Consider the following 12,706-nt stretch of genomic DNA (forward strand, 5'->3'; position numbering starts at 1 on the left):
AATTGATGGGCGGCTCATTGAAAGATTGGACTTCAACCCCACATGTCACCTGGGAACCACAAATAATTACGCAGACACACCCGCACAACACATACAATACACCCATGACAGCACTCACCGCACTGATGGCCATGGCCTTGATTGGCTACTACTGGTATAACCAAGTTACGGCCCTGGATGCCTGCCGCCAAGCCGGTAAAAAACTCACCCAACAACAAGGCTGGGCGTTTTTGGATGATTCTCTGCTGCAAAAGAAAATCAAAATCAAAACACGGCGCGGCAAATTGGCCTTGTACCGTGAATTCATGTTTGAATTTTCCGACGCCGAAGCCCAACGCTTCAAAGGCACCATTACGCATCATGGTGGGGTGGTGACCGAAATCAAATTTTTCCACCACCAAGACATCGCCACTTTCCAACTGACCCACTGACCCCACCGCATTGCCATGACCCTTTCAAAAGTACTTTCCTACGGCCAAGGCTTTCGTGCCCAAGCCATTTGGGCCAGCATCTGTTCCATCGTCAACAAACTGTTTGACATCGCCCCGGAGATCTTGATTGGGATTGCCATCGATGTGGTGATCAATCAGGAAGACTCCTTTGTTGCCGGCTTGGGCATCACCGATCCCAGGGAACAACTGTTTTTGTTGGGCTTTTTGACTTTTTTGATCTGGGCCGGCGAATCCTTGTTCCAATACCTGTACTTGCGCAACTGGCGGGAACTGGCACAAAAAATCCAACACCGCTTCCGGGTCGATTGTTATGCCCACATCCAACGCATGGACATGCGTTTTTTCGAGAACCAATCCAGCGGCCGCCTGACCTCGATTTTGAATGACGACGTCAACCAATTGGAGCGTTTCCTCAACATCGGTGCCAACGACATTCTGCAGGTGTTGACCTCGGTGTTGGCCGTGGGTGCGGTGTTCTTTTTGCTTTCCACCAAACTGGCCTTGTTGGCCTTCACCCCGATTCCGGTGATCATCTGGGGCGCCTTTTACTTCCAACGCAAAGCCGAACCCCGGTATGCCGCGGTGCGCGAACAAGCCGGTCAAATTGCCGAGGCCATCAACACCAACATCGCAGGGGTCGGCACCATCAAAAGCTTCACCAAGGAAGACCACGAAAAACGGCGAATCGCCGCCATCAGTCAGCGCTATGTGCAAGCCAATGAATCGGCGATCAAAATTTCCTCGGCTTTCACCCCGGTGATCCGCATGGCGATCCTGACCGGGTTTCTGGCCACCTTCATCATCGGTGGTTTGGACACCTTGAACGGAGAGCTGGCGGTGGGCGCCTATGGGGTGCTGGTGTTTTTAACCCAACGCCTGCTGTGGCCATTTCGTGACCTGGCCAACACCATGGATCTGTATGAGCGCGGCATGGCCTCGGCGCGACGCATTTTGGGTTTGTTGGATGAACCGATCCACATCAAAGACCATGCCAACACCCAGGACCTCACCTTGCAGGGCCAGATTCGCTTAGCGGGTGTGAGCTTCCATTACGATGAATCATCACGACCGGCCCTGCGCGACATCAACCTCGACATCCAGGCCGGCCAAACCCATGCTTTTGTGGGGCAAACCGGATCCGGCAAAAGCACGGTGATCAAGTTGTTGATGCGGTATTACCACGCCCAACAAGGTCAGATCAGCCTGGATGGCACCGCCATAGATCAAATCAATATCGCTTCCTTGCGGTCACAAATTGGCTTGGTCTCACAAGCCACCTTTTTGTTCAATGCCAGCATCTTTGACAACATCCAATACGGCAACGACCAAGCCACCGAAGCCGAAGTCATCGCCGCGGCCAAGCAAGCCGAAGCCCATGATTTCATCAGTCAACTGGAACAGGGTTATGACACCCGGGTGGGTGAGCAAGCGGTGAAGTTATCCGGCGGTCAGATACAACGCATTGCCCTGGCCCGGGCCTTGTTGAAAGACCCCAAAATATTGATTCTGGATGAAGCCACCTCGGCGGTGGACAATGAGACCGAAGCGGCAATTCAGAAATCATTGAAAACCATTGCCCAGGGGCGCACCATCATCCTCATCGCCCACCGCTTGTCAACGGTGGTGCATGCCGATCAGATTCATGTGCTGGAACAAGGGGCCATCGTCGAATCAGGCACCCACGAACAATTGTTGGCACACAACGGTCGATACCAGCAGCTGTGGAGCATCCAAACCGGTCAGGCCTGAACGCCGCCCACATCACCAGTCGCGATCGGCATAATCCTGCAAAGTGATGATGCCATCGCCATTGACATCGGCATGGGTGCCATCCTGTTGCTCCAAATGGGTGATTTCATGGTTTGGGGCATCAATTTTCTTGGCCACCCTGATTTGGTAGTTGATGGCCAAACGCTCTGCCTTGAAGTCAGCCCAGTAACGCTCAGGTGTGCGACCACCGTTTTTCGGTTTGAACTTCTGATACAAAAAAGAGTGGTAAGCATCATGGGCAATGGTGCTGGCACACCAAGTCAAAGAGTAAAACGCGGTTTGGTCACTCATTTGATACATCGGCGGTCGGTGCCAGGCAACCATGCCACTGCGGCTAGACTGGGCAATGATGCCCACATGCTTACGCACGAACGCATGCGACTCGGGATAACGCTTTTTCAACAGCCCCAAACAGCCCTTGACCTGTTTTTTGAAGGCGCTGTTGCCGGTGATTTTGATGGCGTCTTTGGCCATCACTGGTGCTGGGTTCAGCAAACAGCCGATGAAGATCAGGCAACAAACAATGTATTTAACCATGGACCCATTGAAACACGGAATACAGTAACAGACCGGCCAACAGCACAAAAATTCCCACCGTGAGGTAATCCATGGTGATCTTGAACCCCGGCTTTTGCATCACATTCTGCGTGCTTTTGGCGGTCAACCAGGCCAAGCCACCGAACACCACCACCGTCACCAACATGAACAACAGACCCAGGATCACGATGCGCAGGGCATAACCCGGCTCACCCAACTGGGCAAACTGGGGGAACAAAGCCAAGAAAAACAGCAGCACCTTGGGGTTGGAGATGTTCATGATCACCCCGCGGCCATAGTAGGAGCCCTGGATTTTGGGTTGGTCGGCTGCGGTGGCCTGCTCACTGCGGTGTTGCCAAGTCAGCCAAGCCAGGTACAACAGATACCCCGCGCCAAACAAGGCAATGGCCTGCATGGCCCACGGGGTGGCTTGAATCAGGGCCGAGATGCCCAGCACGATCAGCAGGGTGTGGAACACCACCCCATTGGCCAAGCCCAAAGTCAATTGCAGGGCTTTGTTGAAACCTTCTTTGGCGGCGATGGCCACCACCAACAGCACATCAGGACCGGGGGTCAGGGCCAACAAGGTGGCGGTGAAAATGAAGCTCAGATAGACAGACATGGGTGATCAACTGAGCCGAATGATTGAATCAGGTGCCGAAGGTTTCGACCTGGTGTACGTGGTCACCCAACAATTGCCACAAGGCGACTTGTTTTTCCTCGGGAATGGAAATGTAGTGCATGGCGATTTCATGGTCCGCGATGCGGATGACTTTAGAGGAAACGTGTAAATTGAACGTTTCATTGACCACAATTTCAAGGATGCAAATGGCGTCTTCGTGCAAATCCTGCATACACTCGTCTTCCAGCATTTCAACCAGAATTCCTGAAGCAGAAATGTTCTTGACCCGTGTGACACAAGAATGGCCCTTGTGTAACAGCAAACACGAAGCATCAATGGTCTTTCTGGCGTATCGGATACCTTGGATGTCACTCATCAGTCGTTCTCGTTTCTTCTGGTGGCCAGCTTCACCAGCCAGCACATTACTCGGGTTTCATGTATGGAAACAATAATACATCGCGTATTGAAGCAGAGTCTGTGAACAACATCACCAATCGATCGATGCCTATGCCTTCACCCGCGGCTGGTGGCATGCCATATTCCAGCGCCCGAATATAGTCTGCATCGTAATGCATGGCTTCGTCGTCCCCCGCTTCGAGATTCGCCACCTGTTGTCTGAATCGGTCGGCTTGGTCTTCCGGATCATTCAATTCCGAGAAGCCATTGGCGATTTCATTGCCGCAGATGAACAACTCAAAACGATCGGTGATGTCCGGGTTGTCATCATTGCGACGAGACAATGGTGATATCTCTATGGGATATTCTGTCACAAAAGTGGGCTGAATCAACTTGGGTTCGACATACAAATCGAACAATTCGGCCAATAACTCACCTTTCAACCATTTTTTGTTGTATGAATGGCCTTTGTCATCACAATATTTTTGCATTTGTGACAAATTATTGCAGTCTTTTTCAGATAATCCGTCACTGTGTTCCGCCACCAATGAAGCCATGGAGCGTCGTGCGAAAGGTTGTGAGAAGTCCAGTTCCTGCCCTTGGTAGTTGAATTTCAAAGTGCCTTTGACCTGTTTGGCCAGGGATTTGAACAAGCGCTCGGTCAAATCCATCAAATCATGGTAATCGGCATAAGCCCAGTAGAATTCCATCATGGTGAATTCTGGGTTGTGCTTGGTCGACACGCCTTCATTGCGGAAATTGCGATTGATTTCAAACACCTTTTCAAAGCCACCCACGGTCAGGCGCTTGAGGAACAATTCGGGCGCCACCCGAAGGTACAACTCCAAATCCAAGGCATTGTGGTGGGTGGTGAACGGTTTGGCGGTGGCGCCTCCTGGGATCACATGCATCATCGGGGTTTCCACTTCCAAAAAGTCCAGATCCTCCATGAAACGGCGGATGTGAGACACCATTTTGGAGCGGGTCTTGAACACCTCGGCCGAGTCTTGATTGACGATCAGGTCCACATAGCGTTGGCGGTAACGGGTCTCCTGGTCTGACAGGCCATGAAATTTCTCTGGCAAGGGCCGCAATGATTTGGTCACCAAGTGCAATTCGCTGACGTTGACCGACAGCTCATTGGTGTTGGTTTTGAACAACACACCACGACCACAGACAATGTCACCCATGTCCCAGGTTTTGAATTCGGCGAATTTGTCCTCTCCCACCCCTTTGAGCTGGACGAACAGCTGGATTTGACCTGAGACATCCTGGATCACAGCAAAACCGCCTTTGCCAAACAAACGTTGGCTCATCATGCGGCCAACCACGGCCACTTCTATCTGCTGGGGATCCAAGGTCTCCTTGTCGCTGGCGTCATGGGCGGCGTGCAATTCTGCAGCCAAATGGCTGCGTCTGAATTGGTTGGGAAAGGCGTTGCGCTCGGTGCGGATGGCATCCAGTTTGGCGCGTCTTTCGGCGATGAGTTTGTTGTCTTCTGTCATGATGTGTCTGATGGTTTGCGTTGGGCGATCTACAGTTTAATGAATGTCAGTCAAAGGCTTGTGAATCATCACAAGCCTTGTTTCAAACTGGCTTCCACAAATTTATCTAAGTTTCCATCCAGCACCGACTGGGTGTTGGTGTTTTCCACCCCGGTTCTGAGGTCTTTGATTCTGGATTGATCCAGCACGTATGAACGGATCTGGCTGCCCCAGCCAATGTCCGACTTGTTGTCTTCCATGGATTGTGATTCGGCGCTGCGTTTTTGCATTTCCAGCTCATACAATTTGGCCTTCAACTGCTGCATGGCGGTGGCTTTGTTCTGGTGTTGTGAACGGCCATTTTGGCACTGCACCACAGTATTGGTGGGCAAATGGGTGATGCGCACGGCCGATTCGGTTTTGTTTACATGCTGACCACCGGCACCGGAAGACCGATACACGTCGACCCGCAAGTCGGCAGGGTTGATGTCGATTTCAAAACTGTCATCGATTTCTGGGGAGACAAACACCGCGGCAAAACTGGTGTGGCGCTTGTTGCTGGAATCAAACGGCGATTTGCGCACCAGTCGATGCACGCCGATTTCGGTGCGCAACCAACCAAAGGCGTGATCACCATCCACTTTGATGGTGGCCGATTTGATACCGGCCACATCGCCGGCAGACACCTCAATCAATTCCGACTTCCACCCCCGTGACTCGATCCAGCGCAAATACATGCGCAACAACATTTCGGCCCAGTCCTGGGCCTCGGTGCCACCCGAACCGGCTTGGATGTCAACGAAGCAGTTGTTGGGATCCATTTCACCGGAAAACATTTTCTGAAATTCAAGCTTCTCAATCTTCCCTTCCAACTCTTCGATCATGGCCAACACTTCATTGAGGCTGTCCTGATCGTCCTCGTCATTGGCCATGTCAAGAAATTCGCTGGCATCGGCGATGCCGGCTTTCAGGTCATCCAGGGTGGAGACGATGTGGTCCAGTGAGGCACGCTCTTTGCTGAGTGCTTGGGCTTTGTCCTGATCATTCCAAATGTCAGGATCTTCCATTTCTAAATTGACTTCTTCTAAACGTTCTTTCTTGTTTTCGTAGTCAAAGATACCTCCACAGCGCATCGGTGCGCTGTTGGAAGTCATCTAATTGGGCGACTTGTGGGGCGATTTCCATGGTAAAAGCAGAATCCTGATTAACCTTCTCGGGTAATCTTTTGTTTCAGTTCCCAACGTTCTTGGGCATCGATACACAAGGTGGCGATGGGTCGGGCGATCAATCGCGGCAAACCGATTTCTTCGTCGGTTTCTTCGCAATAGCCATAGTCACCGGTCTTGAACCGATCCAAGGCTTTGTTGATTTTTTTCAACAGTTTGCGGTAGCGATCGCGGGTTCTCAATTCAAAGGTGTTTTCAGTTTCGCGAGAAGCGCGTTCGGCTTCGTCACTGATGTCTCTGGCTTCTGAACGGAGGTGAGCGATGGTTTCATGAGATTCTTTCAACAAGTCCTCTTTCCATTGTTCAATGCGTCGTCTGAAATATTCCAGGTGTTTGTCGCACATGTATTCTTCTTTGACAGTTGGCACATACCCATCAGGCAGTTCCAGCTTAGGCACATAATCTGCAGGCAAATCATTGATACTTCTTTCTGCCATTTTTATCTCCTTAATTGCTTCGCGGTAAAACAGCGCGTGCTAAAATATGGACTGATCTGGTTTTTTCAATGCCGGTCATTCCCAGGCATCGAACAATTAATTTTTTAAGCCGAACTTTATACCTGAAAGTGTCTCAATGAGCAACCATTTTTAATGATAAGAAGGTTATTAATTTCAATATTGAGAGGCTATCAATATGTGATCAGCCCATGGCTGGGAAATCGCTGCCGATTTCACCCCTCTTGCTCAGAATACATGATCGAAGCGGTGCGCCGGTTTGGCGTGTTCAAAGGCCTGTATTTGGGCTTCAAACGCTTGGTCCGCTGCCAACCCATGTGCGAAGGCGGCCTCGATCCGGTGCCCGAAGAATACCCCAGACCATCGACATCGACTGCCGCAGCCAAGGACCCAAAGAACAAAGACCAATCACCTTGAATGTGGAAAGAAGCCGCGCCCATGCAGTTTTCACCTACTCATGCCGCTTCAGCCCAAGCCTTGAAACAACATGGCATCGGCCACTTTAACAAAGCCGGCGATGTTCGCCCCGCGGATGTAATCAACGCGACCATCTTCTTGTTCACCATGGATCACACAAGACCGGTGGATGTGCGCCATGATGTCTTGCAGTTTGCGGTCCACTTGCTCGGCTGGCCAACTCTGCATCAGGGCGTTTTGCGTGCGCTCCAGGCCGGAAACGGCCACCCCACCGGCATTCACTGCCTTGGACGGCCCAATCACCACCCCTTGTTCAAGCAAGTAATCAGTGGCCTTTGCCGTCAGCGGCATGTTGGCTGCTTCGGCGATGAACTGAACCCCATTGTCATGTAAAGTTTGTGCGTCAGTTTCATCCATTTCATTCTGGGTGGCTGCCGGGATCGCCACATCACAGGCCACGGCCCAAGGCTTTTCATCGGCCCTGAACTGCAAATCATCATGTGCTTCTGCCACTGCCTTGAGTCGGCCTCGCTCCACTTCTTTCACCTGTTTGATGGTGGCCAGGTGTGCTGCAGTCAAGCCGGATTTGGCCAGCAAGGTGCCACCGCTGTCTGACAGGGTCAGCACTTGGGCATTTTTTTCCAACAGTTTTTCCACCGTGTAAATCGCCACATTGCCGGCACCAGAAACCACACAACGCTTATCCGCCAATGACTGATCATGTTGTTCCAACATGTGTTGCAGAAAATAAACCGTGCCATAACCAGTGGCTTCGGTGCGCCCACAACTGCCGCCTGAAGCCGGTGCTTTACCGGTCAACACCCCGTTGAATTGCCCTGAGATGTTTTTGTAGGCGCCAAACAGGTAGCCGATTTCGCGGGCGCCCACCCCGATGTCACCGGCTGGCACGTCTTGCTCAGGGCCGATGTAGTTGGACAATTTCAGCATGAAAGCCTGACAAAATCGCTGCACATCGGCCGCCGATTTTCCTTTGGGGTCAAAATCTGAACCACCCTTACCACCTCCCATGGGCAAGCCGGTCAAGGCGTTTTTGAAGGTCTGTTCAAAGGCCAGAAACTTGAACGTGTCCAGATCCACCGATGGGTGAAATCGCAGGCCACCTTTGTAAGCGCCCAAGGCGTTGTTGTGTTGCACCCGCCAACCGCGATTGACGTGCACTTGCCCGTCACCGTCCTGCCAGGTGACACGAAATTCAATGATGCGGTCGGGCACCAACAGCCGTTCCAACAGGGCTTGCTGTTGGTAGGCTTCATGACGCTTTACAAAGGGCATCACGGCCTGGTACACATCGGCAACGGCTTGGTGAAATTGGGGTTGATTGGGGTGGGTTTGTTGCAGTGATTGAAGGATGTCTTGGATGGTCTGCATATTGATTGGGTGGTTGAAAGAATCACCACTTAAGCAAATTGCGTGTCAAGGCATCGTCAAAACCGCCTCAGCTGCATATGCATGACCCAGCCAAAGCACACCCAGATTGGGTCAATGGGATCACTGTTTTTGCAACAATTGCAAAATGCTGGAAAAATCAAGTTTACCTGCACCTCCCGCGCGGTGAATTTGGTACAGCGGTGTGGCGCTGCCCGATTAAGCCGCCAACTCTTGGGACAGACCCAAGTCTTTGCTCATCAATTCGACCATGAAGCCACCTTGATAATCCTTGCTGACAGGCACATTCGGCATGACATTGGGGTACGGGTTGTACACCTGCAATGATCCGACACACAGCCGAACAGAATCATTGCCACAGGATCTGTTGTTATGGTTCGACAGAATCAACCCGCATTCCAATGGTCCACCCACACTGCTTTTTTATCCCTGGTGTCCACTTTGACGCGAATCAACATATTGGTGTGAATGCGGCTGAATTCTGACACATGGATCACGGCCCTGGTTTTGGCCTGATAAGATTGGGCAGAGTCAGGATCCACCTCGAGCCATAAGTTGATGCCTTGCATGAATTGTGACCCGGCATGCTTGCCCAGTTTGAACATCGAAGGCTGGTGTCGAATGATCCGAGCGGTTTGGCTGATCCCTGAATGCAGTACCCTTTGTTTTTTCCGTGTTTGTCTCCACACCCACAACCAGGGCAACACAAACAGCAGCAAGGAACCCAAGACAATCAGCAGCACCCCATGTTGATCAATGATTTCTGACAAGTTAAGCCCCCCAACCCCGTTCTGATATGTCCATCACGAACCCAACCCATTCTTGAAGATCAAATCATCTTCAAAAGGTTGTCTTTCAAAGGCCCCTGAATCGGGCAATGAATCCCGTGGCATGAAACGTTGATCTGTGGATGTGGCGTTGATCACCACGCCATTGTTCAAGGCCACACTGGTACTCTCAATCGCATGGGTTGGTGTGGGGCCGGCATGGTCAGCCAAGTTGGGGTCCAACAAGAAGACCGGTGACACATTGAACCGATCGTTCTGGCCAGCACCAATACCGCAGGTGTTTCGAGGCGATTCGATGTTACCCCCCAACGATGACGTCAAGCTGGCATCAAGCACACATTGACCCTCCAGTAAACTATTGACCACCTCAAATTGGCTGTCATCTTCAAACCTCAAATCAACCCCGTTGATGGCATGGTTGTCATAGGTGGTGACATGGCTCAGTTTCACTTGACTGAACTGGCTGACAATGGCCCCACCATTATTGGCTTGGTTGCCGCTGATGGTCACATTCAATAAATCAACTTTTCCAGTAGAAACAAGGACAGCACCGGCATCGTCCTCAGCAGAGTTGGCAACCAATGCGGAGTGTTTCATGGTTAAACTGGGTTTGTATGGGGTGAGTCCAGCGGTCATCATCACAGCGCCGGCATTGGCGGTGTTGACGCCAGCCTGGTAGGCCGCCTTGTTGTCCACAAAAATGGAGGCCATGACATGGGTGTCTATCGAACCATCTTGCCGCAATCCACCACCGAATTGGGCCTCATTATTTTGGATCAGACTGCGGGTTATCCACACATCGGCAGGGGTGTTTTCTGTGCCCGAAATGAACAAGCCACCCCCGCTGTATTCGGCGAAATTATTGAGGATGAACACACGGTCAAACAGCATGGTGGGCTGGTTGGCATGCGACAGGAAAGTGGCATGAACCGCACCGCCACTGGCCAATGCCTGATTCCCAATCAGATAGGTGTTGTACATCTTCAAAGAGCCACCAACCATGGTGATGGCACCACCATCTGATAGCGATTCATTGTTATCCAAGACACTGTCAATAATGCTCAAATCACTCAATACAGCAAAAACACCACCACCACTTCTGGCTGTGTTTTCGGTCAAAGCCACTTGGTTGAGATTGACCGTGGCCATATTGGCCCGAATCACTCCACCCAAAGCCGTGTTGGCCAAGCCGTTTTTTACCACCACTTGTTCCAAATAGAAAGAGACACCTTCATGCACCTCAAAAACCGTACCAGCCAGTTGTCCCGTAGTCAGCTCGGTCTTGGTTCCTGTTGGGCTGTTGGAGGTGAACAGGCCCTCGATCCGTAAATGATCCAACACATCCAGGTCCCCATTCATGGCCAAGTCCTCATCTGGCGACCCTGATCGATCAAGGTGGTAAATCACATCATCCAGCTTGATGGTGTCTTCACCCGGGTTGTCATTCGCTGCGATGATGGCCTCTCGCAAAGAACAATCATTGACATGACAGCCATTGGGAAAGGGGTCATCATTGACGGTCACTTGGAAAGTGGCAGCCAAAGACCATACAGGCCATAACGCAATGAGCAAACCAACACAACACCTCATAAGCCCGCCTGAAAACCATTGAAATAGATTAAATCCATGCCGTTTGACTGCCACTCATATGCCCCGCTGTCTGGTTGATCACCCCTGATATAGTACCGTTGATCCAGCATGAGTTCAGGGATCATAACACCCCGATTGATTGCGTTGCTCAACGGGTTGGTGATGGCATAGGTCATCGTCGGTCCGCCATTGTCGGCCAATTCCGTGGCCACCAACCCCCTTTGTAACCAACCAAACAAATCATTGGTCTCTGGGTCCAAACCACATGAATCTCCAGGTGACTCAATGTTGCCACCCAGCGAACTCACCTGAGATAAAAATGTGGTGGTACAGCGCGCCATGAGGATGTTGTTCTGCAACACCGCGGTCACTTTTGAGCCAAAAAAAATGTCTTCACCATTCTGTGATTGGTTGAACAGCACCGTGTTGTGCATCAACTCAACTTGACCTGCATTGAGGTATAAGGCTGCATATTCTGGGGCCTGATTCTCTCCAATGGTGCTGTTAAACAACTTGATTTGATCACCGGAAAAGTACACCGCTGCAGCATGATCAGTTGATTCATTATTGAATATCAGAGAATGTTCCACATGCAATTTCGCCGCGCCACCAACCGCATAGATGGCACCACCCGTTGCATCAAATGTAACCTGACTGTCGGTGGCCCGATTTTGCGTGATGGAGACTGCCGATAAGTACAATTTGCCGCTTTGGTGATGGATGCCTGCACCCTGTGCTGCGAGGTTGAATCTGATGCGGGTGTTTTGCACGTGTGCCGTTTGACTTCCTTGGTTGTTGGCAGAGCCGCCACGGAGAAATATTCCGCCACCAAACTGGGCCAAATTGTCACCCAAATAGCTGTCTTTGATGACGATGGCTGGTAGCTGGTTCTGGTCAATGAAGTTCACCACAGCTAAGGCCCCACCAAAATCAGCGATGTTGTCGGTAAATTCAGAGTCTTGGATTCTCAGCTGTCCTCCACTGGCGTATAAGCCGCCGCCAAAGCCGGCGACGGTTGGGCTGTGATTTTCTCTGAATTTGACATGATTCAGATTCAATTGACTGTTGATGGCATAAATGCCACTGCCATTTCGGGCGGAGTTGTCAATCAAATGTACATTTTCCAAATCCAGCCCAGCCTCAATAGAACGAATGCCGCCACCATTGGCCCCCAGGTTGTTGCCTTGTTGGATCAACACATGTTTCAGTGTCAGATTGACACCGGGGTGAACATCAAAAATGCGGTCGCTGAAACCACTGTGACCAACCAATGATGAAATTTCCAGGGGCACATTGGACACAAAGGTGCCAATGATGGTCAAATCATCGGTGATGTCCAAATCACCCACCACAGCGGCATCATCATCACCATCACGGGTTAATTGATGTTCAGAAGGCAGCAGGATGATTTCATCGGCACCGGGGTTGTTGTTGGCGGCCATCACCGCTTGTCTTAAACTGCAATCGAACTCAGAACAAACAGTGCTGACCGATGGATCGTTGAATCGGGTCACTGTATAAGTGGCGGCATCCACTCCACTGGCCAGTATCCACAGAATCAT

General features: G+C 51.2%; 14 protein-coding genes. 3 read left to right on the forward strand and 11 right to left on the reverse strand.

Features of this window, described 5'->3' with window-relative positions:
* The first annotated feature begins 104 nt into the window (after positions 1–104).
* Entirely contained in the window at positions 105–431 is a 327-nt protein-coding gene (locus K7G70_RS13855) for a DUF3301 domain-containing protein (protein WP_223789257.1), read from the forward strand.
* Between the two features lie 15 nt (positions 432–446).
* Positions 447–2,201, forward strand: coding sequence for an ABC transporter ATP-binding protein (locus K7G70_RS13860; protein WP_223789258.1), 1,755 nt, complete (start codon positions 447–449; stop codon positions 2,199–2,201).
* Positions 2,202–2,213: 12 nt separating this feature from the next.
* On the opposite strand, the gene K7G70_RS13865 is transcribed toward K7G70_RS13860, so the two are convergent.
* The 6 genes from K7G70_RS13865 to dksA form a co-directional block, all read right to left on the reverse strand.
* Positions 2,214–2,759, reverse strand: coding sequence for a hypothetical protein (locus K7G70_RS13865; protein WP_223789259.1), 546 nt, complete (start codon positions 2,757–2,759; stop codon positions 2,214–2,216).
* Positions 2,752–3,381 carry a LysE family translocator gene (locus K7G70_RS13870; protein WP_223789260.1) on the reverse strand — a complete coding sequence of 210 codons (630 nt, stop codon included), beginning with the start codon at positions 3,379–3,381 and terminating at the stop codon, positions 2,752–2,754. The genes K7G70_RS13865 and K7G70_RS13870 overlap by 8 nt, the downstream gene beginning before the upstream one ends.
* 28 nt (positions 3,382–3,409) lie before the next feature.
* Complete coding sequence (locus tag K7G70_RS13875) at positions 3,410–3,757, reverse strand: PilZ domain-containing protein (RefSeq protein WP_223789261.1); 348 nt, start codon at positions 3,755–3,757, stop codon at positions 3,410–3,412.
* A gap of 46 nt (positions 3,758–3,803) precedes the next feature.
* Positions 3,804–5,282 carry a lysine--tRNA ligase gene (lysS, locus tag K7G70_RS13880; protein WP_223789262.1) on the reverse strand — a complete coding sequence of 493 codons (1,479 nt, stop codon included), beginning with the start codon at positions 5,280–5,282 and terminating at the stop codon, positions 3,804–3,806.
* Positions 5,283–5,350: 68 nt separating this feature from the next.
* Positions 5,351–6,446 (reverse strand): peptide chain release factor 2 gene (prfB, locus tag K7G70_RS13885; RefSeq protein ID WP_223789263.1). Its coding sequence is split into 2 segments (ribosomal slippage): positions 5,351–6,373 and positions 6,375–6,446, totalling 1,095 coding nucleotides; the frame shifts between segments, so codons are not numbered across the junction.
* A gap of 19 nt (positions 6,447–6,465) precedes the next feature.
* Positions 6,466–6,924, reverse strand: coding sequence for an RNA polymerase-binding protein DksA (dksA, locus tag K7G70_RS13890; RefSeq protein ID WP_223789264.1), 459 nt, complete (start codon positions 6,922–6,924; stop codon positions 6,466–6,468).
* Between the two features lie 153 nt (positions 6,925–7,077).
* On the opposite strand from dksA, the gene yidD reads away from it, so the two are divergent.
* Entirely contained in the window at positions 7,078–7,359 is a 282-nt protein-coding gene (gene yidD / locus K7G70_RS13895; protein WP_223789265.1) for a membrane protein insertion efficiency factor YidD, read from the forward strand.
* Positions 7,360–7,407: 48 nt separating this feature from the next.
* On the opposite strand, the gene gdhA is transcribed toward yidD, so the two are convergent.
* From gdhA to K7G70_RS13920, 5 genes are all read right to left on the reverse strand, one after another.
* Entirely contained in the window at positions 7,408–8,748 is a 1,341-nt protein-coding gene (gdhA, locus tag K7G70_RS13900; RefSeq protein WP_223789266.1) for an NADP-specific glutamate dehydrogenase, read from the reverse strand.
* 216 nt (positions 8,749–8,964) lie between these two features.
* Positions 8,965–9,090 carry a hypothetical protein gene (locus K7G70_RS18075; protein ID WP_348525086.1) on the reverse strand — a complete coding sequence of 42 codons (126 nt, stop codon included), beginning with the start codon at positions 9,088–9,090 and terminating at the stop codon, positions 8,965–8,967.
* Positions 9,091–9,152: 62 nt separating this feature from the next.
* Positions 9,153–9,536 (reverse strand): hypothetical protein, encoded by a 384-nt coding sequence (locus K7G70_RS13910; RefSeq protein WP_223789267.1) that lies wholly within the window; start codon positions 9,534–9,536, stop codon positions 9,153–9,155.
* Between the two features lie 33 nt (positions 9,537–9,569).
* A complete protein-coding gene (locus tag K7G70_RS13915) occupies positions 9,570–11,096 on the reverse strand; it encodes a choice-of-anchor Q domain-containing protein (protein ID WP_223789268.1) in 1,527 nt (508 codons plus the stop codon).
* Between the two features lie 44 nt (positions 11,097–11,140).
* On the reverse strand, positions 11,141–12,706 hold the full coding sequence (locus K7G70_RS13920; RefSeq protein WP_223789269.1) for a choice-of-anchor Q domain-containing protein: 1,566 nt from the start codon (positions 12,704–12,706) through the stop codon (positions 11,141–11,143).

It is taken from the genome of Marinicella meishanensis, from assembly GCF_019931145.1.
GTDB classification, from domain to species: Bacteria; Pseudomonadota; Gammaproteobacteria; order Xanthomonadales; family Marinicellaceae; genus Marinicella; species Marinicella meishanensis.

Bases quoted from the DNA above. Each gene is read 5' to 3' on its own strand.
- K7G70_RS13855 (WP_223789257.1), top strand. From the start codon at position 105: ATGACAGCACTCACCGCACTGATGGCCATGGCCTTGATTGGCTACTAC.
- K7G70_RS13860 (WP_223789258.1), top strand. From the start codon at position 447: ATGACCCTTTCAAAAGTACTTTCCTACGGCCAAGGCTTTCGTGCCCAA.
- K7G70_RS13865 (WP_223789259.1), bottom strand. From the start codon at position 2,759: ATGGTTAAATACATTGTTTGTTGCCTGATCTTCATCGGCTGTTTGCTG.
- K7G70_RS13870 (WP_223789260.1), bottom strand. From the start codon at position 3,381: ATGTCTGTCTATCTGAGCTTCATTTTCACCGCCACCTTGTTGGCCCTG.
- K7G70_RS13875 (WP_223789261.1), bottom strand. From the start codon at position 3,757: ATGAGTGACATCCAAGGTATCCGATACGCCAGAAAGACCATTGATGCT.
- lysS (WP_223789262.1), bottom strand. From the start codon at position 5,282: ATGACAGAAGACAACAAACTCATCGCCGAAAGACGCGCCAAACTGGAT.
- dksA (WP_223789264.1), bottom strand. From the start codon at position 6,924: ATGGCAGAAAGAAGTATCAATGATTTGCCTGCAGATTATGTGCCTAAG.
- yidD (WP_223789265.1), top strand. From the start codon at position 7,078: ATGATAAGAAGGTTATTAATTTCAATATTGAGAGGCTATCAATATGTG.
- gdhA (WP_223789266.1), bottom strand. From the start codon at position 8,748: ATGCAGACCATCCAAGACATCCTTCAATCACTGCAACAAACCCACCCC.
- K7G70_RS13920 (WP_223789269.1), bottom strand. From the start codon at position 12,706: ATGATTCTGTGGATACTGGCCAGTGGAGTGGATGCCGCCACTTATACA.